Annotated in this window: 25 protein-coding genes; 5 read left to right on the forward strand and 20 right to left on the reverse strand. The window is 36.4% G+C overall.

What is annotated here, in order from left to right; genetic code table 11:
• Positions 1-35: 35 nt before the first annotated feature.
• Genes fabD through HCO57_RS06330 form a run of 4 tightly spaced genes read right to left on the reverse strand, consistent with a single transcriptional unit; the run spans position 36 to position 4,397 of the window.
• On the reverse strand, positions 36-920 hold the full coding sequence (gene fabD / locus HCO57_RS06315; protein WP_167988318.1) for an ACP S-malonyltransferase: 885 nt from the start codon (positions 918-920) through the stop codon (positions 36-38).
• Positions 921-978: 58 nt separating this feature from the next.
• Positions 979-1,488 (reverse strand): gamma carbonic anhydrase family protein, encoded by a 510-nt coding sequence (locus HCO57_RS06320; RefSeq protein ID WP_167988319.1) that lies wholly within the window; start codon positions 1,486-1,488, stop codon positions 979-981.
• Between the two features lie 6 nt (positions 1,489-1,494).
• Entirely contained in the window at positions 1,495-2,226 is a 732-nt protein-coding gene (locus tag HCO57_RS06325) for a LytR/AlgR family response regulator transcription factor (RefSeq protein WP_167988320.1), read from the reverse strand.
• Positions 2,226-4,397 carry a histidine kinase gene (locus HCO57_RS06330; RefSeq protein WP_317171122.1) on the reverse strand — a complete coding sequence of 724 codons (2,172 nt, stop codon included), beginning with the start codon at positions 4,395-4,397 and terminating at the stop codon, positions 2,226-2,228. The genes HCO57_RS06325 and HCO57_RS06330 overlap by 1 nt, the downstream gene beginning before the upstream one ends.
• Before the next feature lie 225 nt (positions 4,398-4,622).
• Here HCO57_RS06330 and HCO57_RS06335 point away from each other — a divergent pair, with 225 nt between their 5' ends.
• Positions 4,623-5,798: a vWA domain-containing protein gene (locus tag HCO57_RS06335; protein ID WP_167988322.1), complete on the forward strand. Its 1,176-nt coding sequence runs from the start codon at positions 4,623-4,625 to the stop codon at positions 5,796-5,798.
• A gap of 43 nt (positions 5,799-5,841) precedes the next feature.
• On the opposite strand, the gene HCO57_RS06340 is transcribed toward HCO57_RS06335, so the two are convergent.
• The gene (locus HCO57_RS06340) at positions 5,842-6,834 is read right to left on the reverse strand and encodes a type IX secretion system membrane protein PorP/SprF (RefSeq protein WP_167988323.1); all 993 of its coding nucleotides are present in this window, start codon (positions 6,832-6,834) and stop codon (positions 5,842-5,844) included.
• A gap of 121 nt (positions 6,835-6,955) precedes the next feature.
• Here HCO57_RS06340 and HCO57_RS06345 point away from each other — a divergent pair, with 121 nt between their 5' ends.
• The 4 genes from HCO57_RS06345 to HCO57_RS06360 all read left to right on the forward strand — a co-directional run bounded on the left by HCO57_RS06345 (position 6,956) and on the right by HCO57_RS06360 (position 11,205).
• A complete protein-coding gene (locus tag HCO57_RS06345; protein WP_136949503.1) occupies positions 6,956-7,852 on the forward strand; it encodes a NifU family protein in 897 nt (298 codons plus the stop codon).
• A gap of 66 nt (positions 7,853-7,918) precedes the next feature.
• Complete coding sequence (locus HCO57_RS06350) at positions 7,919-8,119, forward strand: dodecin family protein (protein WP_136949502.1); 201 nt, start codon at positions 7,919-7,921, stop codon at positions 8,117-8,119.
• A 62-nt stretch (positions 8,120-8,181) separates the two neighbouring features.
• Positions 8,182-10,284 carry a thioredoxin domain-containing protein gene (locus HCO57_RS06355; protein WP_245167551.1) on the forward strand — a complete coding sequence of 701 codons (2,103 nt, stop codon included), beginning with the start codon at positions 8,182-8,184 and terminating at the stop codon, positions 10,282-10,284.
• Between the two features lie 87 nt (positions 10,285-10,371).
• Positions 10,372-11,205, forward strand: coding sequence for a mechanosensitive ion channel family protein (locus HCO57_RS06360; protein WP_167988324.1), 834 nt, complete (start codon positions 10,372-10,374; stop codon positions 11,203-11,205).
• On the opposite strand, the gene tsaB is transcribed toward HCO57_RS06360, so the two are convergent.
• From tsaB to HCO57_RS06435, 15 genes are all read right to left on the reverse strand, one after another.
• Positions 11,202-11,882 carry a tRNA (adenosine(37)-N6)-threonylcarbamoyltransferase complex dimerization subunit type 1 TsaB gene (gene tsaB, locus HCO57_RS06365; RefSeq protein WP_167988325.1) on the reverse strand — a complete coding sequence of 227 codons (681 nt, stop codon included), beginning with the start codon at positions 11,880-11,882 and terminating at the stop codon, positions 11,202-11,204. The genes HCO57_RS06360 and tsaB overlap by 4 nt on opposite strands.
• A gap of 17 nt (positions 11,883-11,899) precedes the next feature.
• On the reverse strand, positions 11,900-13,240 hold the full coding sequence (locus tag HCO57_RS06370) for a TolC family protein (RefSeq protein ID WP_167988326.1): 1,341 nt from the start codon (positions 13,238-13,240) through the stop codon (positions 11,900-11,902).
• Between the two features lie 28 nt (positions 13,241-13,268).
• Positions 13,269-14,408 (reverse strand): efflux RND transporter periplasmic adaptor subunit, encoded by a 1,140-nt coding sequence (locus tag HCO57_RS06375; protein ID WP_167988327.1) that lies wholly within the window; start codon positions 14,406-14,408, stop codon positions 13,269-13,271.
• A 34-nt stretch (positions 14,409-14,442) separates the two neighbouring features.
• Positions 14,443-15,705: an ABC transporter permease gene (locus tag HCO57_RS06380; protein WP_167988328.1), complete on the reverse strand. Its 1,263-nt coding sequence runs from the start codon at positions 15,703-15,705 to the stop codon at positions 14,443-14,445.
• A gap of 1 nt (position 15,706) precedes the next feature.
• A complete protein-coding gene (locus HCO57_RS06385; RefSeq protein WP_167988329.1) occupies positions 15,707-16,942 on the reverse strand; it encodes an ABC transporter permease in 1,236 nt (411 codons plus the stop codon).
• Positions 16,932-17,636, reverse strand: a complete 705-nt coding sequence (locus tag HCO57_RS06390; protein ID WP_167988330.1) for an ABC transporter ATP-binding protein — start codon at positions 17,634-17,636, stop codon at positions 16,932-16,934. Before HCO57_RS06390 ends, HCO57_RS06385 begins: the two co-directional genes overlap by 11 nt.
• Positions 17,637-17,728: 92 nt before the next feature.
• Positions 17,729-18,841 carry an efflux RND transporter periplasmic adaptor subunit gene (locus HCO57_RS06395; RefSeq protein ID WP_167988331.1) on the reverse strand — a complete coding sequence of 371 codons (1,113 nt, stop codon included), beginning with the start codon at positions 18,839-18,841 and terminating at the stop codon, positions 17,729-17,731.
• Between the two features lie 33 nt (positions 18,842-18,874).
• Complete coding sequence (locus HCO57_RS06400) at positions 18,875-20,134, reverse strand: ABC transporter permease (protein ID WP_167988332.1); 1,260 nt, start codon at positions 20,132-20,134, stop codon at positions 18,875-18,877.
• Between the two features lie 2 nt (positions 20,135-20,136).
• Positions 20,137-21,381 carry an ABC transporter permease gene (locus tag HCO57_RS06405; protein ID WP_167988333.1) on the reverse strand — a complete coding sequence of 415 codons (1,245 nt, stop codon included), beginning with the start codon at positions 21,379-21,381 and terminating at the stop codon, positions 20,137-20,139.
• Positions 21,382-21,466: 85 nt separating this feature from the next.
• The gene (locus HCO57_RS06410) at positions 21,467-21,691 is read right to left on the reverse strand and encodes a hypothetical protein (RefSeq protein ID WP_167988334.1); all 225 of its coding nucleotides are present in this window, start codon (positions 21,689-21,691) and stop codon (positions 21,467-21,469) included.
• Complete coding sequence (locus HCO57_RS06415) at positions 21,692-22,222, reverse strand: DUF420 domain-containing protein (protein ID WP_167988335.1); 531 nt, start codon at positions 22,220-22,222, stop codon at positions 21,692-21,694.
• Positions 22,222-22,965: an SCO family protein gene (locus HCO57_RS06420; RefSeq protein ID WP_167988336.1), complete on the reverse strand. Its 744-nt coding sequence runs from the start codon at positions 22,963-22,965 to the stop codon at positions 22,222-22,224. Before HCO57_RS06420 ends, HCO57_RS06415 begins: the two co-directional genes overlap by 1 nt.
• On the reverse strand, positions 22,946-23,578 hold the full coding sequence (locus HCO57_RS06425) for a hypothetical protein (RefSeq protein ID WP_167988337.1): 633 nt from the start codon (positions 23,576-23,578) through the stop codon (positions 22,946-22,948). The genes HCO57_RS06420 and HCO57_RS06425 overlap by 20 nt, the downstream gene beginning before the upstream one ends.
• Positions 23,579-23,691: 113 nt before the next feature.
• Complete coding sequence (locus HCO57_RS06430; RefSeq protein ID WP_136949486.1) at positions 23,692-24,075, reverse strand: cytochrome C oxidase subunit IV family protein; 384 nt, start codon at positions 24,073-24,075, stop codon at positions 23,692-23,694.
• Positions 24,076-24,114: 39 nt separating this feature from the next.
• On the reverse strand, positions 24,115-25,092 hold the full coding sequence (locus tag HCO57_RS06435; RefSeq protein ID WP_136949485.1) for a cytochrome c oxidase subunit 3: 978 nt from the start codon (positions 25,090-25,092) through the stop codon (positions 24,115-24,117).
• Between the last annotated feature and the right edge of the window lie 89 nt (positions 25,093-25,181).

Consider the following 25,181-nt stretch of genomic DNA (forward strand, 5'->3'; position numbering starts at 1 on the left):
ATGTTTCTTAGATAAACTGCTTTTTATAGCGGTTTTTATGTAAGTATTACCCCTTCTGCAACTACCTCTCTATTAATCTTTTTCACCAAGCCTTGCAACACCTTTCCAGGGCCTACTTCTGTAAATTTAGTTGCCCCATCTGCTAGCATTTGCTCCACACTTTGCGTCCATTTTACCGGCGCCGTTAATTGTGCTATTAAATTCTCTTTTATTTCTTTAGAATCCGTTACTGCTGTTGTGGTTACATTTTGGTATACCGGACACACTGGCTCGTTAAATTGTGTTTGCTCTATGGCTGCTGCAAGTTCTTCTCTTGCCGGTTCCATTAAAGGAGAATGAAAGGCCCCACCAACAGGTAAAACCAACGCTCTACGTGCGCCTGCTTCTTTCATTTTTTCGCAGGTAGCTTCTATAGCCTTTATTTCTCCAGAGATGACCAATTGCCCAGGGCAGTTGTAGTTGGCTGGCACTACTATACCTTCCATTTGGCTGCAGATATCTTCTACCACCTTATCTTCTAACCCTAAAACAGCGGCCATAGTACTTGGCTGCAATTCGCATGCTTTTTGCATCGCCATTGCGCGTTGAGAAACTAGCTTAAGTGCATCTTCAAAATGCAATGCTCCATTAGCGACAAGAGCAGAAAATTCTCCTAAAGAGTGACCTGCTACCATATCGGGCTTAAAACTCTCTCCCATTACTTTGGAAAGAATTACAGAATGCAAAAAGATAGCCGGTTGTGTAACTTTAGTTTCTTTGAGTTCTTCTGCTGTTCCTTGGAACATAATATCTGTTATAGAAAAACCAAGAATAGAATTGGCTTTCTCGAACATTTCTTGTGCTACAGGATACTTTTCATACAGGTCTAAGCCCATTCCCACAAATTGTGCTCCTTGTCCTGGAAATATATATGCGTTCATTGCTTTACGGTTTTAAGTTCCGCAAAAATAGAAAAACGAATTTTAAAGCCAAGGCTACCTATTTGAACCAGCTACTATAGGTTACATAGTTATTTGCTATCCTATCTATTTCTCCCGCACTTAGTTCTGGACTTACCTCTTTGATTTTTTTTGCAGGCATACCTGCATAAACAGCACCAGAGGCAACATGTGTACCCTTGGTAACCACTGCGCCTGCGGCAATAATGCTGTTACTTTCTATGATGCAATCGTCCATAATAATAGCTCCCATACCTACTAGAACGTTATCCTTTATGGTACAGCCATGTACTATGGCATTATGCCCAATAGACACATTATTACCAATGGTAGTGGGCGATTTTTGATAGGTACAATGCACAACGGCGCCGTCTTGTATATTAACCTTGTTGCCTAGTTTAATAAAATGTACATCGCCACGCAGCACTGCATTAAACCATACGCTACATTGGTTACCCATGGTTACTTGCCCTACAATGGTTGCATTTTCTGCAATAAAGCAATCTGCTCCCCATTCTGGCGTATGTCCGTTTACGGTTTTTATCAACATAAAAGATTATTTAAAGTGTGCTAATAGTTCTGATTTTTTAGAGGCCGAAACAGAAAGTTCTTTACCATTGGTTAAAACAACACTGCCTCCCTTACCCTTCTTATATTTTACAATTTGATTTAAGTGCACCAAAAACGATTTATGAATTCTTACAAACGGAAATTCGCTCAATGCTTCTTCAAAATACTTAAGCGTTTTACTGACCACTATCTTCCGTTCTTCTAGATAAATTTCTGTGTAATTATCGTCTGCCTTGCAAAAATATATATCTGACACCTCTATTACCTGAAAACCATCTTGTTGCGGAATGGTAATTTTACCTTCTGATTTTGCAAAACCGCCTTGCAGTACCTGCCCATCTAAAGCATTTTCTTTAGTTTTTATTGCAACCACATACTCTACAGCTTTAACCAATTCGTCTATATCTATAGGCTTCATTAAATAATATGCAGCATGATTGTTTAAAGCATCTAATGCATAATGATTGTAGGCAGTGACAAAAACTGTTTCAAAACTACAATCTGGCAACTGCTCCAACAAATCGAACGCATTACCAAAGGGCATTTCTACATCTAAGAACACTAAGTCCGGTTGCTTTTCTTTAATAATGGCGACTCCTTCTTTGATGGTAGCCGCCTCTCCTACCAAGGCAACATCTGGACAATATTTTGCTAAATAATTGCTTAATATTTCTCTACTATTGGCTTCGTCTTCTACTAGTATGGCTGTTAATTTCATTAATCCTTTTTTAAACGTAAAATTACCTTTGTACCTGTTTCATCATCATACAAATTGGCCACAGTAACATCCACTTTATTGTTATACATATCATTTAAAATCGCTACACGTTTTTTAATGTTACCCATGCCTTTAGATTTTTGTTTTTTCTGATGCTGCGTCTTGAGCATGGCAGATTGCTTTCTGCCAATACCATTGTCCAAAATGGTTACCTCTAATTCGTGTTGGCTTGGTTGCTGAATTTCAATTCTTAAAAAGCCTTTTTCCTTTTTATATCTTAATCCATGCCAAACCGCATTCTCGACGTAGGGTTGTATTAACATTGGAGGAATTTCGAATTGATTTATCACTACTTCTTCCCCAATTACGATATCATAATCGAACTTATCTGGGAAACGTGCATGCTCCAACTTAACATACAGTTGCAGCAGTTCTAACTCTTTTGCAAATGGAATAAAATCTTCTTCAGAATTTTCTAATACGGTACGCATCAACTTAGAAAAATCGCTCAAATATCTATTAGCACTACGCTCATCACTCTTAGCAATATAATTGTTGACAGAATTTAGGGCATTAAAAATAAAATGAGGGTTCATTTGAGTTCTTAGCGATTTTAAAGCTAATAGGTTGTTGGCTAGTTTTTGTTTTTCGTTACTACGATAGTATAAAAATGCAATTAAGCCCAATAAGGCTAAGCCCGCCACTAAGGAGTAAATGAGCCATTTTTGCCAATTGGTTCTTGTTTGGAATAACTGCTGCTCCGTCAAGGCTAAATTGTATTTACTCTGTGCTAATTCTCGCTCTTGCTCTAAAGAAGAGATTCTATTCTGCTTGTTTACAATATCCCTATTTAATCTGGACAACCTAGACAGTTCTTGTTCTTTTCTTATGTATAGAGTATCTACCAAGGTTACATAAGATTGGTAGGTCTGGTACGCCTTGCTGAAATCGCCCTTATACTCATACACTTCTGATAGTTTACGTGTAGCATCTTTTTGTACAATTAAATCGTCCTCAGAATCCGCCTCAACAATACTTTTCTGCAAATAGGGTATGGCCTCTTCTAGCTTATCTTGAGCTATGTAGGCATTTGCTATTTTGTAATTAATTCGCTGCCTAGTAATGGAATCTGACGCCGCTGCATTTTTTTCTTTAGCTACCCGCTTTTTAGGTAAGGCATTTAGCTGATTTAAGCTTTCTTTTCTAAGCTGAATCTCGTCTGTAAACCTGTTGCTTTTATTGTAAAAATCTGCCACCTTCTCGTTCTCTTGAATTGCTCGTTGTGGCGCTTGTTGTTTGGAAAGTTTTAGCGAATTATTATAATATCCTTCGGCTTCTATTTTTCTATCCTTTGCAGCATAAGCATCCGCAATTTTACTGGTAAGGTCCGTTACTTTAGGGCTTACTTGGTTTTGCTCTGCAACCCGTAAACTCTCTTCATAAAACTCTAAAGCTTTGCGCGTATCTCCCAATCCTTTATGTGCATCTGCCTGCAACTCCAGATACGCTATGTGCTGGTAGGGCACGATTCGCTTAATTTTTTCTAATTTTTTAAGCTCTGCAAGTGCAGCTTTATAATCTGTAGCAAGCACTAAAGCCTCTGACAACAACAGTGCAGATTTAATAGTTTTTTTGGCTTTTAAGGCATCTTGCAGATTGGCCACAGCCAAATCATACTGTTGGTGGTATAAATATACTTCTCCCAACAACGTAAGACTTGTGTTTAATTGTGATTTGGTAGGGCTAATCGTTGGACTAGCAATAGATTTAGCAATAAAATCTAAACTTTTTTCTATATCCTTCTTTTTGTAGTATTGTGCAGAATCCAAATAACGTTGGTATTCCTCTTGACTAGACATTCCACGGCCACTCCTGTCTTCATCATAATCCACTACTTCTAAAATTACTTCTTCTTTAGAGGTAATTCTATGCCTTGCGGTGACAATATCAGCACCACTAAAAATAAGCTCCTCTCCTATTCTAGCGTTGATAACAAAAGTCCCGAAAGCATTTGTGGTCGTATAAGCTCCTGCATCCGTACTCACATTTACACCTGCTATAGGCTTACCTGTATTTCTTGCCCGTACTTCCCCGCTCAGCTTAAACAAACCGGAATCCAATTGTGTACTTTGACTAAAAGAATTAGCAACCACAAAAAGTAAAAACGACACAATGTAATAACGATACTGCATAACATAATTATCCCAGTAAACTTAGGCTATTTAGGATGATATAAAAAATGACTTTTAGCAATAAACGGCCCCATTTACGTAAGTTACACCTACTTTACTCAATTAAAAAGCCTAGACACTCATTCCGCAACACCAGAACCTAATTATCGATTTTTCTAAAATAAAACTCCCTATAGTTTTGGAGCAACTAAAAAAGAAATCATCATGAGAAAAACACGATTTTTATTAAGCACTACCATGGCTAGCTTTTGCTTATTAAATGTTTATAGTTGCAATTTTAATACTCCTACCAATGAAGCATTAGAAACCGCCCGAGCAGGTGTACTTGTACACCCTGAACCTGAAAAGCAGTTTGTAAAAATTGCGTTGCTTTTAGATACAAGTAATAGTATGGACGGGCTCATTAACCAAGCCAAAGCACAGTTATGGGATATTGTAAACGAATTCTCTTATGCTAAGTGTGGCAATGACCAGCGGCCAGAATTACAGATAGCGCTTTACGAGTACGGTAATGACAATCTTTCTTCTAGGGAAGGCTATTTAAGGCAGGTTTTACCTTTTAGTTCTGATTTAGATGATATTTCAGAAAAATTATTCTCTCTAAGCACCAATGGTGGTGAAGAATATTGCGGAACGGTAATCAACACATCTTTACAACAGTTAGATTGGGGTAAAAATCAAGATGATTTAAAACTTATTTTCATTGCAGGTAATGAACCTTTTACCCAAGGCGGCTTAAATTACAAAGATGCGGCAAGCCAAGCCAAAGAAAAAGACGTGGTAGTAAACACCATTTTCTGCGGTAACTATGCACAAGGAATTGCTACACAGTGGAAAGACGGTGCTATACGTACTGGAGGCGACTACATGGCAATTGACCATAACGCAGAACAGATTTATGTACACACGCCCTATGATGACCAAATAATGAGGTTAAATAGTAAGCTTAACCAAACGTATGTAGCATACGGTAGTCTAGGCAATGCCAAACTACAAAAGCAACGAGAACAAGACAGCAATGCCTATGAGGTAGAGGCAGAGGTAGCTGTAAATAGAGCTGTTAGCAAAAGCAGTAAAATGTATAAGAATTCTTCTTGGGACTTAGTGGATGCTGTAGAAAATAATGCTGTGTCGGTATCTGAGCTGGAAGATGACGCCTTACCTGATGAATTAAGAGGTAAAACTGACGAAGAGATTAACACTGTTTTAAAAGAACGAAAGGCAGAACGAGAAAAATTGCAATCCGAAATACAAAAATTGAATGAGAAACGAGAAATTTACATAGCCAAACAGGCCAATAAAGGTGGTGAACTAGAAAATGCCATGCTTAACGCCATTAAAAAACAAGCCGCTAAAAAGCAATTTAGGTGGGAAAAATAAGTGTTCAGCAAAAAGAAAGGCAGCAGTAATGCTGTCTTCTTTTTTAATTAGCCGCAGGGCAATGGCAATCGTATCTGTCTTTACGCTGCTCACCAAAATCGTAGCCTAAGGTAATTTGATGAAATCCACCATTATCAAAACGAATATCTCCGGATTGATAAGAATAATTATACGAAAACATAAAACGATTGAGGTTTACCCCAACAATAGGTGTAAACAACTGCAACCGTTGTTCTCCAAACGTACCATCTTGTTGAAATTGTGCTCCATCAAAACTTCTCCTATAAGAAAGACCGGCCCAAAGTGTCGTGGTCGGATTCAAATCTTTATACACCTTCGCATTAATATCTACAGTTTTTTCCTTGGTAAAATCGGTTAATTGAAATAAGACAGATGGTTCTATTCTAAACTCACCTTTACCAAAAACATAACCCGCAGAGATTAGATATCTTCTAAGATTGTCAAACTCTGCTAACGTATACAAATCCCTACCAGAACCCAAAAGGTTTAGTATTGCTGCATGGGCATAAAATTCTAAATAGTTATAAGAAACACCTAAATCTACATTAAAATAGCTTACTGTATTCTTAACACCACTCACTTCTGGATCTGGAACAACAGATCTAAATTCAGTTTCATCTAAGCTACTTAAAATAGCTCCGGCACTTAAACCAAAAGACAATTGATTTAATGTTCTAAAATCACCTGCTAATTGCAAATGATGCGCATAAGTACCTTTAAATCCTGTTTGAGAGTGATACCCATTGGCATCATTAAAAAGTATAAACCCTACACCACTTCTGTTACCTACTCTAAAATTTGCATTAAGGGTTTGCAAACTTGGTGCTTCATCCACATTAAACCACTGTTTGCGGGCAGTTAACCTTATCTTACCCCCCTCTCCAATCCCGGCCATAGATGGATAAACTAAATAGTAGTTATCTGCTAAATAATCAAAATAAACCGGAATACCCTCTTGGGCTTTACTTGTAGGCACAAGTGCAATCAAAAGAATAAGTAAAAGGAGCTTTTTCATTGGTATGGGGCTATGTGTTGCTCTATGTTAACTAAAAACAACTACTATAACGCATCAAAAGTAGTATTATTATATGCGTTGTTCCCCATAAATACTTTGTATTTTTGTCAAAATTTTAGCCATGAAAGAATATAATATCACGGTGGTAGAGACTAACAATCCTGCCATTTTAAAGTTTGAGGCAAATCATTTTTTAGTAAAGAACAATTACGAATTTAAAAATATAGACGAGGCTAAATCTAGCCCCTTAGCACAACAGCTTTTTCATCTTCCGTTTATTAAAACGGTATATGTTTCTGGTAATTTCATTGCACTAGAACGTTTTGATATTGTACAATGGAATGATGTTAAGGACGAAGTAGCTCAGAACCTAGTAGAATACTTAAACGCGGGCGAGCCAATTGTAATGGAAGAAACAAAAGATACCACTCCTGTTTCTGTGTATGCAGAGGTAACTCCTAATCCGGCTGTGATGAAGTTTGTTCTAAACAAACCTATTGTCCCTTCTATTTTTGAATTCAAAAATATTGATGAAGCCAAAGAATCTGAACTGGCTACACAATTGTTTCATTTTCCGTTTGTAAAAGAGGTGTTTTTGGATCAAAATTATGTTTCGATTACAAAGTTTGATGTAGCTGAATGGAATGATGTTACGATGGAATTGCGTGAGTTTATCCGAACTTATTTTACTGAGGGCAAAGCAGCAGTTTCAGAAAATGCTCTTTCACAAACCAAAGCTTCTAACAAAGTAGAATCGCAACCAGAGGTGGAGTATGATGATACCTCCAAGGCAATAATAGATATCTTGGAAGAATATGTAAAGCCAGCTGTAGCAAGTGACGGCGGTAATATTCTCTTTCAATCTTACGAACCAGACACTAAAAAGGTTAATGTTATTTTACAAGGTGCTTGTAGCGGATGCCCATCTTCTACCTTTACACTTAAAAATGGCATAGAAACCATGCTTAAAAATATGCTTGGTGACCGTGTGGAAGAGGTAGTTGCGCTTAACGGTTAACTTTAAAATTCCCCATATTTTGTAAAGATTTTCTTATATTAAAGAAATTTAAAAACAGTAACTATTATGGCAGTTTTAAAAGTAATTGAAGTATTGGCAAACTCTAACAAAAGTTGGGAGGATGCCACCAAAAATGCCGTGGAGCAGGCTTCTAAATCCGTAAAAAACATACGTTCTGTTTACGTAAATGAACAAAATGCGACGGTAAAAGATGGAAAAATAGATGAATTCCGTGTGAATGTTAAAATCACTTTTGAAGTGAATTAATTAAATTTACTGAATAAATTAGCGCCTATTACGGCGCTTTTTTTGTTTTAAACCGAAACTGAATGAAAAAACTACAGCTTGCACTACTAACCATAATCTTGCTAACAGGGTGCAAAAACAACCAAGAAGCTATGAAACATAAATACACCAATGCTCTAATAGAAGAAACTAGTCCGTATTTATTGCAACACGCTCATAATCCAGTAAATTGGGAAGCTTGGAAACCAGAGGTTTTAGAACGAGCTCAAAAAGAAAATAAACCATTGTTAATTAGTATTGGCTATGCGGCTTGCCATTGGTGTCATGTAATGGAAGATGAAGTTTTTGAAAACGATTCTATTGCAGCCTACATGAACCAGAACTTTGTTAATATAAAAATAGACCGTGAAGAACGCCCAGATGTAGACCAGATATACATGGATGCCCTACAAATGATGACGGGTAATGGTGGGTGGCCATTGAATATCGTTGCGCTGCCAGATGGCCGTCCGTTTTGGGGCGCTACTTACCTACCAAAAGAAAATTGGACCAAGTCCTTGGAAAGCCTAGTAGAATTATACAAAAATGAACCTGCTAAAGTAGAGGAGTTTGCAACCAATTTAGAAAAAGGCATTAAAGCTATTAATCTGGTGGAAAGTAAAAATAGCGAAGTTAGTTTTAAAGACGATGAACTACAATTGGCCGTACAAAAATGGAGCACCTATTTTGACACTTTTTTAGGCGGCTACAAACGCGCTCCTAAATTTATGATGCCCAATAATTTAGATTTTTTATTGCATTATGGTGTGCAACAAAAAAATGACAGCATTTTAGAATATGTAAATACCACATTAACCAGAATGGCCTATGGGGGAATATTTGACCCAATTGATGGTGGTTTTTCTCGCTATGCCGTAGATACTAAGTGGCATGTACCCCACTTTGAGAAAATGCTTTATGATAACGGACAATTAATAAGCCTTTACAGCAAAGCTTACGCAGTCACTAAAAATCCGCTGTACAAAGAAACTGTAGAGAAGTCTATAGCATTTGTTAGGAGTGAATTAAGTGATTCTAATGGTGGTTTCTATTCTTCTTTAGACGCAGACAGCCATAATGAGGACGGAGAATTAGAAGAAGGCGCATTTTATGTGTGGACAGAAACCGAATTAAAGCAATTATTGGGCGATAAATTTGAAACATTCAAACGATACTACAATATCAATTCTTATGGATTGTGGGAAGATGAAAATTATGTGTTGATACGGGATAAAAAAGATGATGAAGTTGCTAAAGAACTGGGTATAACGCAGGCAGATTTACAACAAACTATTTCTGAAAGTATTGTTATTTTAAAACAAGAGCGAGATAAGCGAGAAAAACCAAGATTAGATGATAAAATTCTTACCTCTTGGAACGGCTTAATGCTAAAAGGTCTTACTGATGCCTATCGCTATTTACAAGACGAATCCTATCTTAAATTAGCACTGGCCAATGCGGATTTTATTACCTCAGAAATGATGAATGATGATGGTTCTTTGTATAGAAATCATAAGGCTGAGAAAAGCAACATCAATGCATTTTTAGAAGATTATGCTACCGTAATAGAAGGTTTTATTGGATTGTATGAGGTTACTTTTGACGAAAAATGGCTAAAGCACGCTCAAAAACTGATGGGTTATACTTTACTTCATTTTAAAGATGATGAGAGTGGGTTGTTCTTTTATACATCAGACAAAGACCAAAAATTGATAAGACGCTCAATAGAAATAAATGACAATGTGATATCGTCTTCTAATTCCATCATGGCTAACAACCTCATCAAACTACACAAAATTTATCCAGATAAGCCTTATGGAGAAATTGTAGAACGCATGGTAGCACAAGTACAAGATAATTTTATGACAGATGCTCAAACCTTTGCGAATTGGCTTCATTTGGTGCAGTACAATAATCATAATTTTTATGAAATTGCCTTACTAGGAGAAAATTACAAAAGCATAGGAGCAGAACTAGCCAGCCATTACATCCCAAATAGTATTTTAGTTGGCGCTGCAAATGGAAACAGCAAATTGCCCTTATTAGAAAACAGATATGTTCCAGGAGAAACCATGGCCTATGTTTGTATAGAAGGAAGCTGTAAATTACCTGTAAACACAGCTTCGGCAGTGTTAAAACAACTTTAAAAGGGGACTAAACTTTAACCCAGTTTTAATTGTTAATATTTGAAATGTTAATGGTTATTAGCTAGGTTGTGCTCTAAAATGAAAGCTATGTTAGAACAATTTCAAAATTATGAGGAACACATATCTAAAGCTATAGATTGGGTATGGAAACTCGTTCCGAATATTATACTCGCAATACTACTTTTAGTTGTAGGCTTATGGTTTGTACGGCTTATTAATAAAATGGTGCGCAAATTCTTTGAAAAAAAGGATTACGACCCTACTTTAGAAAGCTTTTTGCAGAGCTTCATAAGCATTGTCTTAAAAGTTCTGCTATTTGTACTTGTAGTAACTCAGTTAGGAGTAAAAACTTCTTCCCTAATTGCTATAATTGGAGCAGCAGGTTTAGCCATTGGTTTGGCATTACAAGGCTCACTTTCCAATTTTGCTGGCGGTGTACTCATCTTGCTTTTTAAACCTTTTAAGATAGGTGATTGGATTTCTGCACAAGGCGTAGATGGTTCCGTGAAAGAAATTTCCATTTTCAATACTAAGCTCAATACCTTTGGTAATCAATTGGCAATTGTACCTAATGGTCAATTGGCCAACGGAAATATTGTAAACTACAGCGCAGAACCTATCCGTAGGGACAATTATACGGTTGGGATTGGCTACGGCTCTAATATTAAAAAAGCAAAGGATATTTTACTAGAACTTTGTGCAAACGACGAACGAATTCTTAAAGAACCTAAACCAGAGGTTTACGTAGCAGAATTAGCAGATAGCTCTGTAAATCTTTCTTTACGCTGGTGGGCTAAGAATGAAAATTTCTGGGGCGCTAAATTTAATCTTATAGAACAATCTAAACTTAAGTTTGATGAGGCTGGTATAGAGATACCTTTTCCGCAACGTGTTATTCACAGTCAGGAAATAGAAGATTAAGCTTTTTTCTTTTTGGTTTGTAACACAAAATCCTTAAGATAATAAGGTTCAAAATACGCAACATCTTCAAACTGTTGTTGTTTGTATTTAGTAAAAGATAAGTGTGCCATTTGTGCTGCAGATGGCACTTTTTCTGTGTGATAGCTAAATTTATCAGTACCGAGCAGCTCCATGCATTTTTCTGCACCATTACCCACCAAATGCACATTTCCTTTAGTTGCATAATCGGCAAACGATTCTTCTGTAATTATTTCTGCATCCGTAGCGCGTACCTCTTTATAATTTACATCAAAAACACAGGAATAAACTTCCATACGCCTAGCGTCTAAAACAGGTACGATGAAATCCCCAATAGGAATTTCTATTTGATGAGCTAAACTTTCTAAGGTAGGCACAGCAATAAGCGGTTTATCCAAGGAAAAGCTTAAACCCTTAGCTGCAGACACTCCAATACGCAAACCAGTATAAGAACCTGGCCCTTTACTCACCGCAATGGCATCTATATCAAAAAATGACAAAGAAGCCTTTTTCAAGGCTTCTTTTATAAAAAGATGCAATTGTTCTGCGTGGGAATAATTAGCTGTGTTTTCTTCTACCAAAGAAACTAATTCTCCGTTTACCCCAATACTTACGGAACAATTGGTTGTTGCTGTCTCTAAATTTAGTATCCTAGCCATAATGGCTACAAAGATACCTAGTTCAATTGTATTGGTAAACCAAAATAGAATTCTAGTATTTTAATTCTAAATATGTAATCATATTTGGTTCTAATTACGTTAGCTTCCGCATCATCTACACGAGACTGTGCTTGGCTAAAGTCAAAACTATTCATTAAGCCTACTTCAAATCTATCTTTAGCATAATCATAAGCTATACGTCTAGCCTCTAATGTTTTTTGTGCGGCTTCATATGCTTTGCCAAATGTTTTAACATCAACATAACTTTGTTGTATAGTTGCTTCTAGAGCTAGCTTATCAGCCTCGTACTGTAACTTAGTTCTATCTAAAGCAATCTTAGCCCTGGTTACGTTATTTTTAGTACTCCAGCCATTAAATATGGGAACGTTTAATTGTGCTCCGTAAGAAATACCATCATTTAACCACAACTGATCAATAAAATTTAAATCCTCTCCTGTGAATGGATTTCTATTTTGATCAGAATATCTTGTATTGTAATTAAAGAAAGCCCCTAGGGTTGGCATATAAGCTCCTTTAGCAATCTCAACATCCTTTGATGCTAAATCCACATTAGCCTGAGAAAGTTTTATGTCATTCCTAAAGGTCAATGCCTTATCAAAAATAGTTTTAGCAGAATTATCTAAAATACTCGTTGGTGGCACCTCAAAAGAATCGTCTGCAATATCAAAACTATCATAATCTGTAATTTGTAAAAATTGCGCTAAATTTATTTTAGATATCAAGACTAATCCTTTGTTATTAACTATTTGTTGTTGTTGGGAGGCAACGGTAGCTTCCAATTCTAACAAATCGCCTTTTGGCACTACGCCAGCATCTACCAACTCTTTAGTCCTATTTAAATCTTGCTCTGTGACCGCTAATTGTGCTTTGGCAACTTTTAAGGCCTCTTTATTAGATAATATTTGCAAATAGGCATTAGCTACATTAAGTCTAATATCATCTACCAAATCATCTAGACGATATTGCCCCGCAATAGCATTTAATTTAGCTCGCTGTAGGTTTTTAAAGTTTCTCAACCCATCAAACAACGTTACTGAAGATGTCAAATTCATACTAGAAGACATAATAGTACCGGAAACTAAATTATTAGTGGTTGGATCCAATATTAAACCCGTATTACCAGAAACAGAAGCTTGCCCGTTTAAGCTTGGTATAAAAGCACCTAACGCATCTGATTTGTCTAATTTTACACTTTCCAAATCTAGATTAAACTGTGCAACACTTATGTTATGCTCTACTGCGTAGGTAACGCATTCTTCTAAGGTCCATTTTTTTACCTGCGCATTGCACAAACTAATAGCGCTGATTAATGTGAATATTGCTATTTTAAATTTCATTCGTTTTTTGATTTTTGGTTGTACTTGGTTATTCCTTCTCATTACCATTTACGTCCTCTTCTTCTCCAATTTTAACTGGTTCTGTTTTATTCCATTGTTTTACCTCATCATCTTCAGATAAACCAGAAACTATTTCCACATTTATCCCGTCTGATATTCCTATTTCAATATCTTTTCTCTCAAATTGCTGCTCACCAGTTGCTATTTCTACATATGGCTTATTAGTATCTCTATCAAACTGCAATAAAGCTTCGGGTATTACCAAAATGCTATCTTTCTTTTCAAGAGTTAATGATGCGTTAGCACTATAACCAGCTCTTATCATAAAATCCTCCTTTATTTCTACATCACCTTCAATCTTAAATTTTACTGCACCCGCTTCTTCAATACCTTTCGGAGCAATAAATTTGAGTTTAGCAGACAATTCTTGGTCTTGAACCGCTCCTAATGTTATTTTTAAAGGCATCCCAACGGCAAGCTTGCCTACTTCACCTTCATCAACCTGGCCCTCAAAAATCATTTTACTTAAATCGGCTATAGAAGCAATGGTTGTTCCATCATTAAAGTTATTACTTTGAATTACTTGATCACCTTCTTCAACTGGTATTTCTAGAATCGTACCATCAACTGTAGCTCTAATATTGGTGTTAGCACTAGATGAGCCTCCAGCAGAACCACGTTGAATTATTTGGTAATCATTTTGAGCATTTTCTAACTCTAGTTTCGCTTGGTCAAAAGCTAATTGTATATTTTGAAAATCTTGAGCAGACACTACACCTCTGTCAAAAAGAGTTTTATTTCTATTGTAATCAATTTCTGAGTTACCGAGTGCAATCTTTGCATTATTTACTCTACCTCTTGCTTGGTAAAGAGCTTGCTCATTAGGCACTACCTTTATGGTTGCAATTAATTCACCTGCTTTTACTTTGGCTCCTTCTTCTAAATATATTTTATCAATTATTCCTGAAATTTGAGGCTTAATTTCAATTTCGTCTTCAGGGATAACTTTACCTGTAGCAACAGTTTTCTTTTCAATACTAGATATAAAAGGCTTATGAGTTTTATAATCTGTAATGGATTTGGTATTACTTTTTATGAAAAAAGATGCTGCCCAAAGCACTCCTAATATCAATAGTCCAATTAGAGTCCATTTAACGTATTTGTTCATTGTTTTGATTATTTAGTTTCGTTATTTGTTTTTGTTACTCTTCTCGTAGGGCATCAATTGGTCTTATACTTACAGCACGTTGAGCTGGTATTAATCCAATTAATATTCCTAATATTATCATTAGCATTAGAGATCCTAACACGTAAGGTATGGGTACCGTTGGGTTGGTATATGGAAAATCACCCCCGCCAGTTAAAGAATCGATTAATTTTAAGGTCGCAGCCCCTAGGATGATTCCAATTATTCCAGCTAACAGTATAAGCACCAAGGCTTCTATTATAATTTGATTTCTCACCTCACTAGGCGTTGCACCTAAAGCTCTTCTTACTCCCAATTCTTTTGTTCGTTCTTTTACTGAGATTAACAAAATATTGCCAATTCCTATTACACCAGCTAAAATGGTGGCAATGCCAACAACGAGTGATAAAAAAATTAAACCATCAGAAAAACCAAAAATCTTATTAAACATTTCTCCTAAATTGAAAGAACCTATTGCCTTTTCATCTTGCGGATGTGTTTGGTGAATTCTTCTTAAAGTTGCTTTAATATCTTTTTCAACTTCAATAACATTAGCATTATCATAAGCAGCAATGGTAAACCAAGATACATTGTCTCCCGTATTATATAATTTTCTAAAAGTTGTAAAGGGAATAAATATATCTGAATCATTATCAAACGGGCCACCACCAGCGAATTTATGCACACCAACCACCTGAAAATTTACGCCATCAATTTCAATATATCCACCAATTGAATTTTCTTCATCATCAAAAAGTTCTTTTTGAGTTCTTTCTCCTATAACACATACTTTTCTTTCTTGCTCAATATCCTCATCATTAATAAACCTTCCTCCATCATAAATACGCTTAGTAGCTATTTTTGTGAACTCGGGAAAATCTCCAAAAACTGAATAATTTCCTGATTTTAAACCTCTAGTGATAACTCCTGGATTAGACCCAAAAATCCCTTGTACGTTACGAGGTGCAATTGCCTCAATTTCTGGAATTTGTTTTTTTAGAGTTTCCGCATCACTAAGTTTTAATTGAATCTGTCTCCCTGTTTTAAAACCACTATAGGGCATACTGGTTTGTTGCGCCCATACAAACATGCTATTTCTTGCGATAGTTTTAAACTCTCTTTCGAACCCATTTTGTAAACCGTTAGCCGCACCAGATAAACCTATGTAAATATATATTCCTATAAAAACCCCAATCATAGTCAAAAAGGTTCTTAACCTATTTTTTCTAATTGATTGAAATATCTCTATCCATGTGTCTCTATCAAATAACTGTTTCATACTATTCGTCTCTTAAGGCCACAATAGGTTTAATTCTTGCTGCTCGTCTTGCAGGTACAAATGCAGCTATTGCTCCACAAATCACTAACAGAATTGTTACAAAAAATGCTAGACTTAAGTTGATACTGGGCTTGGTAATAAAATAATCGTCCTTTAAAGTATCTCCAGTAATGGTATTTAGAACAATAATACCGATTAGCAAGCCAAGAAATCCAAAAACTGCAGTTATGAATATAGATTCTAACATAATCCCACTAGTTATTATTCTAGGTGTTGCGCCCATTGCCTTACGTATACCAATTTCTTTGGTACGCTCTTTTACCACGAACACCATTATATTACTTATACCAATAACCCCAGAAATAATTACCGCGAATGCTATGGCAGATATAATTAATTGTAAGGCTCCGGCAAATTGTTGATTTTGTTTTAATTGATCTGCAATATTCTGTATAAAAATACCTCTAGGGTCTTTAGGACTTATAACTTTTTTTTGACGCATAAAGGCATCTAACTTGTTTTGAAAGTTCATTGCACCTGTGTAACCCAAAGATTCTTTAAACCCAATAATAATTTGGCCTAGCTTATCATTATTACCTTCTATTAATTGGCGTGTGGTAAACGGTATGTATATGTATCTTTCTTCATTATCACCACCATCATCTTGGTAAACACCTACTACCCTAAACACACTTTCTCCCATTGCAATGTATTCTCCAATAGGGTTCTCACCATTAAACAGGTCTTTTTCAACCATTCTACCAATTACTGCAACTTTGGTTCTGTCTCTAATATCTTTATTGTTAATGTATCTACCCTTCATTAAAATATTTTTCTCAGCCCATTGCATTCCTGGTCCAACCCCTCTATTAGAGTAATTATCCGACTCATTTTTATAGGTTACCGTACCTCCATTATTAATTTGTGGCGACATATAATCTATAAAAGGAGCAAATTCTTTTGCAATAGCTTCCAAGTCATCATTTACAAACTCTATTTGTCTTTTAGCTTTGTAACCACCGTAAGGCAGTGTTGTTTGTGAAGGATAAATTCTTAATACATTAACAGCATCTTGTCCAAAAAATTCATTGAACGTGTTCTGCAAACCATTACCCATTCCAAATAGGGTTACAAAAATGAAAATACCCAAAGCAACGGTAAAACCAGTAAGAAAGGTCCTGAGCTTATTTTTGCTCATTGCCTCAAATATTTCTTTCCAAGTATCTCTACTGAACATACTGCGCGGCTCTAACTTGTTCTACTTTTTTATCCTCTACAATAACACCATCTTTTAAGTGTACAATACGTTTACACATATGAGCGATATCTTCTTCGTGTGTAACCACCAAAATGGTATTACCCTCATCATTAATTTTTTGGATTAAATCCATTACTTCATAAGACGTTTTACTATCCAAAGCTCCCGTTGGCTCATCTGCTAATAACACCTTGGGTTCAGCTGCTAACGCTCTGGCAATAGCCACACGCTGTTTTTGCCCTCCAGAAAGTTCACTAGGCAAGTGATGCGCCCAGTTTTTTAATCCCACTTTTTCTAAATAAGAAATAGATTTTTGTTGTCTTTCTTTACGAGCTACTTTTTGATAGTATAAAGGCAGAGCTACATTCTCTGCGGCAGTTTTATAATTGATAAGGTTGAAAGATTGAAAAATGAAGCCCAAGAATTTATTACGGTATTGTGCTGCTTTGGTTTCATTTAAATCTTTAATAGGCACACCATCTAAATGATATTCTCCACTATCTGCACCATCTAGCATCCCAAGAATATTCAATAGTGTGGATTTACCAGAACCCGACGAACCCATTATAGCAACGAGCTCCCCCTCTTCTACATTAAAATTGATTCCTTTTAAAACGTGAAGGGAATTGCTCCCCATACGGTAAGATTTATGAAGGTCCTTGATTTCTATCATGATTGGTTAATTTGCTATTTGGCTCGCTATATGTTATTTGACTACTGATTATATCTTTTGTTACACGGTAAAGGTGAAAATTATGTTAAAGCTTACATTGCTCCCATATCATCTTCTACGTTGTTCCACACCTTTACCTTATCTCCCTTATGGATACCAGATTTTACCTCTACATGTATACCATCACTAATACCTAATTCTACATCTCTACGCTCAAATTGCTGCGCGCCTGTGGCTACCTCTACATAAGGTTTCTTGGTTTTTTGATCAAATTGTACTAACGCTTCTTTTACTGCCAACACACTATCTGCTTTAGCTAAAATAATAGAGGCATTTGCACTTAACCCTGCCCTAATAAATGTGGTGTCTTGTTTGGTTAAGGTTCCTTTAATTTCAAACTGTATCGCTCCATTTTCTTCCACGCCTTTTGGAGCTATATAATCTAAGACGGCATTAAAAACCTGGTCTTCTATGGCACCAACAGTAATTTCTAAAGGTAAGTTCTCCCTAATTTTACCAACTTCTGACTCATCTACCTTCCCTTCAAAAATCATTTTTTCTACATCTGCGATGGCAGCGATGGTTGTCCCTTCATTGAAATTATTACTTTCTATCACTTGGTTTCCTTTCTCTACCGGCACATCTAAGACCATTCCGTTTACGGTAGACCTTATTAAGGTATTCGCTTGGTTGCCATAGCCACTTGCTGTACCTGTTCTTACAATATCATATCTTTTAGTAGCCGCGTTATACGATTGTTTAGCTTGATGGTAGCTTACCTCTGCCCGTTCTAAATCTGTTTTAGAAATAACTCCTTTATCAAATAGGGTCTGTTGGCGTTCCCAATTTCTTTTTTGGTCATCCAAGTCTATTTTTGCTCGGTCTATTGCATCTCTAGCATCATTTACTGCACTTAAATTAGGAACCACTTTTATTTTTGCTAGCAAATCGCCCGTTTTTACATAATCACCTCCTTCTACAAATACTTCTTCTATCACTCCAGAAATATTGGGTTTTATAAGCACTTCTTCTAAGGGCAAAATACTACCCGTTGCCACCGTTTTTTTGACAATAGTTTGCTTGGTAGGCTCCTCTGTTTGATAGACTACTGGGTCTTCCGCGTTTTTAGAATACAAATAATACATAGCCCCAGAAAAGCCTAAAACTATGGCCGCTAGTATGATTATAGTTACTGATTTTTTCATTTTTATTCTTCTTTTTGATTGTGCTTTTGTTGTTTATTCTGTTCTTAGCGCCTCTATAGGTCTTACTTTTATAGCAGCGTTAGCTGGTAAAAACCCTGCCAATAATCCTGCTATAACCAATACCGTTAAAGCACCAATAACCACTTGTAAGCTGACACTTGGATTTAAAAACATATCTACCGGCCCCACGCTGTCTAATAGTGCATTAATGCCGTAAATTGCCAACGCTCCAAAAATGATACCCGTCATCCCAGAAATGAGCGTTAAGAAAATAGATTCCATTAAGATTTGCTTTTTTATAGATATAGGCGATTCTCCTAGTGCACGGCGAATACCGATTTCTTTTGTTCTTTCTTTAACTACAATTAACATAATGTTGCTCACGCCAATTATACCAGAAAGCAAAACGAATGTCCCAACTATTATCGCTATCCAACGGATGCCCGCAAACAGACTTTCTACTCGGTTGTATTGTTGGTATAAATCAAAATACCCAACCGCCCTATTATCTTCTGGATGCACTTTGTGGTTTTGCTTCATTAAGCTGATAATGTCTTCCTTTAATACGGAAATAGAATGACCGTCTTCTGCTGTAATCGCCATCCAGCCAACAGTCTCGCCCATATTAAATGCCTGAGAGAAGGCGGTAAAAGGAACAAATATTTCCTTTTGTGCCTCTTCCCCACCATTGCTAGAGTTTTTCTTGTACGTACCAACGACCATAAAATTCACGCCCTGAATTTTGATGTAGGTTCCTAAAACCTCTTCGTCCTTGCTGTACAAATCATTTTTAACGCCAAGACCAATTACAGCCACCTTTCTATTTTCTTCTAGGTCGTTATAATTAATAAATCTACCTGAAGTTACAGTCATTGGGTCCTGATTTATAATCTCTGGATAATCGCCATAAACATTATAAGCACCGGCTTGTAATCCACGAACCACATTATTTCCACCCCCATTAAAACCACCTAATTGATTACGCGGTGATATAAAACGAAGATGAGGCACATTGTCCCTTATGGCTTGAACATCGCTACGTTTAAACTCAAACCTTCTATCTTTTGGCAAACCTTCAAAAGGCTTGGTGGTTCTTCTGGTCCACATAAACATGGTATTGGTGGCAATATCTCCAAAATCACTCCTAATACCATTCTCTAACCCTTTGCCTGCGGCAAGCAACACTATCAAAATAAAAATACCCCAAAACACTCCAAAAGCGGTAAGCAGTGTTCTAAACCAATTACTGGTTAGAACCTCTAAAATTTCTTTCCAACGGTCTCTGTTCAACATAGCTATTCGTCTCTAAGTGCTTCTATAGTGTGTACTTTGGCCGCTTTCCACGCAGGGAAAAAGCCTGCAATAGTTCCTGCCAATACAAGAACAATTACTGTAGTAAAGGCTACGTTAAAATTTACAGAAGGGTTTAAAACGTAATCTATCTCTATATGTGGGCCAACCATTTCTAATAAAGCCATGCTAAAAATTAATCCTCCAAAACCAGAGATTGCCGTCACAAAAATGGCCTCGTGTAAAATCATACCAACAATAGACCACGGCTTTGCACCAAGTGCTTTACGTATGCCAATTTCTTTGGTTCTTTCTTTAACCACAATAAGCATTATGTTACTCACCCCTACTACACCCGCTATAATCGTGCAAACGCCTACAAACCAGAAAAATATTTTAATGTTATTGGTTAAACCATAATAACGTTTGGCTTCTTCCATCGCGCTCCAAACATCAATACCACTGGTATCGTCTGGAGCTATGGTATGTACTTGTTGTAGATACGTTTTTAAACCTGCTTTAAACCTTATCGCTTCACTAACTGCCGTTTCAAAATCTTCTTGCGGCGGCAAGGTAAACGCCATATTATTTACAATGTCCCCACCATTAAACACTTTCTGAGCAGCAGAAATAGGAATATAAATCCGTTCCTCTTCCCTATCTTCATATTCTTTATAGACGCCAATAATTTTAAAAGGGATGCCTGAAAGCTCAATATATTCTCCTAGAGGAGAAGATACTTCTGTAAATACGTCTGTTCTAATCTTTCTACCGATTACCGCCACCTTAGCGGTTTCCGCTTCGTCTTGCGGATTTATAAACCGGCCTTCTACCATTTTGGCGTTTTCTATGAACTGAAAATTAGCACTTACGCCCTGAATTCCATACACAAGGGATTCTTGGCCATAGTTTACAGCAACGTCATTGACAAAAATTCGAGGGCTATTAAATTCTAAATCGTTTTGAAATAGCGCAACTGAATTGGCGTAATTTTCATTGTTCAAACGAATACGCCTACCGGGATTCATTCCTTTAAACTCTTTGCTGGTGGTTCCTGGCCAAACCCAAATACTGGTAGCAGCATCTTGCTTAAACTCTTGCTCAATGCCATTACGCATGCCTTGACCAAAACCTAATAAAATGACTAAAATGAAAATGCCAGAGGCCACGGATATCCCGGTTAAGAAAGAACGAAGTTTATTCTTTCTTAGGGTATCGAAGATTTCTTGCCACCTTTCGATATCGAACATTTGATTGGTTTTTTGATTGATGAAATACGTTTCCGTACTTCTATAGGACTACTATCCAACCAAATTGTTACAGTTCCGTAGTAATTTATGCAGATTTTCCGCGCATTTTTCTGTAAATAAAGAAAAACAGTCCTCCTACCAAGATGTAGGGAATAGCCATTAAGTAAACAATACCGTTGTTAATACCTTCTGCTTGACTATTATCAGTTTCGCTCTCCAAGGCAGCTCTACACATGGCACATTGTGCTTCTGCTACTTCTGGCACAAAGAGCAATATGAGTCCTAATATGATGATAACTTTCCACTTCATCTACACGTAATAAGGAGCTATCATTATATATACTACTACACCTGTTACTGCCACATACAACCAAATAGGAAATGTAATTTTGGCCCATTTCCTATGCGCTCTAAAGTCTTGTAAGTAAGCCTTACTGTATGTAATTAAAACCAGTGGAATAATTGCTATGGATAAAATTATATGAGTAGCTAGTATGAATAGATAAATGTATTTGATTGCTCCTACTCCGCCAAAAGGGGTTGAATCTGATGTCATATGATATGCTACATACATTACCAAGAACAATAATGAAAATGCAATACAGCTTGTCATTAAATTCTGGTGTAACTTTTGGTTTCCTTTTTTTATAGCTATAACAGCCCACACTAGAAATATTGCTGTAAGACCATTAATACTTGCATAAATAGGCGGCAAAAAGGATAAAGGTGCTACGTTAGGTATACGATACCTAAATAGCACGGCAACTACAACAGGAATCACTATGGATAAAATGGTAATCCACAATTTAATTCTCTTTTCCTTAACTGCTACATCCTCCATTACTCTAATAATAATTTATTAATATCTTCTTTTAGCATTGTTATTTGCTGGGTTTCACCTTCCTTATTAACGCCCTGCTTTTCTGTAATGGTTCCACGATAGTAAATAATAGGATTCCCAAATGCATCTACTCTAGAGCGCAAGTATCCGTTTTTATCTACCAAAGCAAACATGCCACTATGTTCAAAACCACCAGGTGCATCTTCCACTTCATCAGCCATAATATAAAAACCTTCTGATGCTAATTGATGTATCTGCTCTTGTTGCCCCGTCATAAAATTCCAATCCTTATCTGTTATCCCATACTTTTCTGCATACGCCCTTAAACGTTCTGGAGTATCGTATCTGGGATTTATACTAAAGGAAGCAATTCCAAATTTGTCCTTATCCCCAAATTTATCTTGTATTTCTACCAAATTAGAGGTCATTATTGGGCAAATTGTTGGGCAGGTAGTAAAAAAGAAATCCACTACATACACTTTACCCAAATAATCTTTGTTAGTCACTAGAACACTATCTTGATTGTAAAAAGAAAACGATGGTACCTTACGTTTTGTACCGTTGTTTACTATAAAACTCAACGGCTCTTCAATCGCAGTACCCGCCATTCTATCGTTTTCTACAACTGTACCGTCTTTTATTCTTTTTGTAATCTCATACACAGCAAAGATTCCAAACACCAATACAATGGTAGAAACCCAGACATAAGTGTATTTCTTCTTATTACTTGCTCCTTGTGGCATTGTTCTTTTTTAGTGCTAATCTATATTCTGCAAGGATAATCTTTACATCATCCTCCATTTTATTATTCAACTCCGCGACAGAAGTAGCGTTATACCCATATTTAGTTCCTTCATCCTCATCGTCTTTTCTACCTCGTAGATTAGCATCTTTGTCTACTATAAATACGTAATTGGATCCTAAATCCTCATCTAACTTCAAATTGCTATTTAAACTATTAAAGATTGCTATGACTTCTTTAGCATCCGCAAAGACAAAGTTCCATTTATCAATCTCAGAAAGCTTACCAAGCTCTTCTTTTAAAGAATTTACCGCTGCCTCTTGCCCTTTTGGAACTAGCATAACAAATTGAAAATCCTTAAACTCTGAAAACCGTTTGTAAATTTTTTGATTTAAATTGAAAGCATTTGCGCTTTTAGAGGCAACATCAACGCCCAAAAATCCAAGGATAGTTATCTTACTTTTAAATTGAATACTATCAGCGATTACAGCAACATCCTCTACATTCTCTTGTAATACTGGTAAACGCCCAAAATTATTGACTCCAGAAGCAAAGAATAAATACGCCACTAAAGGCAGCACAAATAAAACAATAAGTACAAAAGTCTTTTTCATAACAAGCAGCAAATTACCAATCTTATATCCCTAAAACTGGTTAAAAACTAGAGTACAAAAATAAAAAGAGGCGGTCTTAAAACCGCCCTTATTATATTATTAATATCCTAAAACTAGAAGTTCCAAGACAAGAATCCGTTTTTAAATACATCATAGATATATGTCGCCTCAAACAACAAAATAAACACCAAATAAGAAATTAGGAAAATTGGTGTCCATACAATAGCTCTACGTAAGGCACTTTTTTCATCTCTTAAGTGCATAAAATCCCAAGCAATATAATATGCTTTTACAATAGTTAAGATGATGAAAATCCAATTTAATAATTTCATATCTAGCACATAGGTATCCATTAAAAAGTCTGGCTTGTAAATACCTAAAACTACTTCTACTGCTGTTACAATGGAAAGGAAAATAAGTACGCCCCAAATTTTCTGAACGTTAGACTTAAATTTTAAAGCTCCTCTAAATATTTCTAATTTATGTTCGTGACCCATTATATATGCTTTTATCGCTTTGCTTAAACTCTATTTTAATTATACTAAGTAGAAGAAGGTAAATACAAATACCCAAACTAAATCTACAAAGTGCCAATAAAGACCTACTTTCTCTACCATCTCATAATGTCCTCTTCTCTCGTACGTACCGATAACTACATTTAAGAAAATAATTACATTCAGTACTACACCGGAGAATACGTGGAAACCGTGAAAACCAGTGATAAAAAAGAAAAAGTCTGCAAATAGGCGGCTACCGTATTCGTTACGAATTAGATTAGCACCCTCTACAACACGTACTGCCTGGTTTACCTTTTCTAAGGTCTCTGTTCTATTTAAGATGGTTTTTTCACCTTCTTCATTAATTTGCTCCGTACGGATTAAAACATTAGGATTGGCTTTTAAACCTTCTACAACTTCTGTTAAAGAAAAGGTAGTTAGCTCTGATTCGCCTTCGTACCAAACACCTTTATCATTGGTATGGGTTACACGCTCCCCAGGAATCGCTTTAGCAAAATCACCTATTGCAATTCTCTTATTATCATTGGTAGCGTCAACAAACTGAAGAATTCTACCCCCTTTAGTTTCCAACGCTCCGTAATCTCCTTTAATAAAAGTAGCCCATTCCCACGCCTGTGAACCAACAAAGATTGCACCGCCTATAATGGTTAAGAACATGTAAACGATTACTTTGTTTTGCTTCATTTTATGACCCGCATCTACCGCTAACACCATGGTTACGGAAGACATGATTAAAATAAAGGTCATAAATGCAACATAAATCATGGGATAATTTCCATGAAAGAACGGCACATGCGTAAAAACCTCATCGGCTATAGGCCAGGTTTCAATGAATTTAAATCTAGAGAATCCGTATGCGGCCAAGAATCCAGAGAACGTAAGCGCATCTGAAACAATAAAGAACCACATCATCATTTTACCGTAGCTAGCACCTAGTGGCTTATTACCGCCTCCCCAAACACTATCTTCCGTTCCGGTCGTTACCGTTGTTTCCATATAAAATTTCCGTTTTAATAAAACTTTAGCAAAAATACACCTTTTACACTTTTCTAAAAGTCTCCGATAGGTAAAACTTTAAGTTTTGG

Source organism: Croceivirga sp. JEA036, from assembly GCF_011882165.1.
Classification (GTDB): Bacteria; Bacteroidota; Bacteroidia; order Flavobacteriales; family Flavobacteriaceae; genus Croceivirga.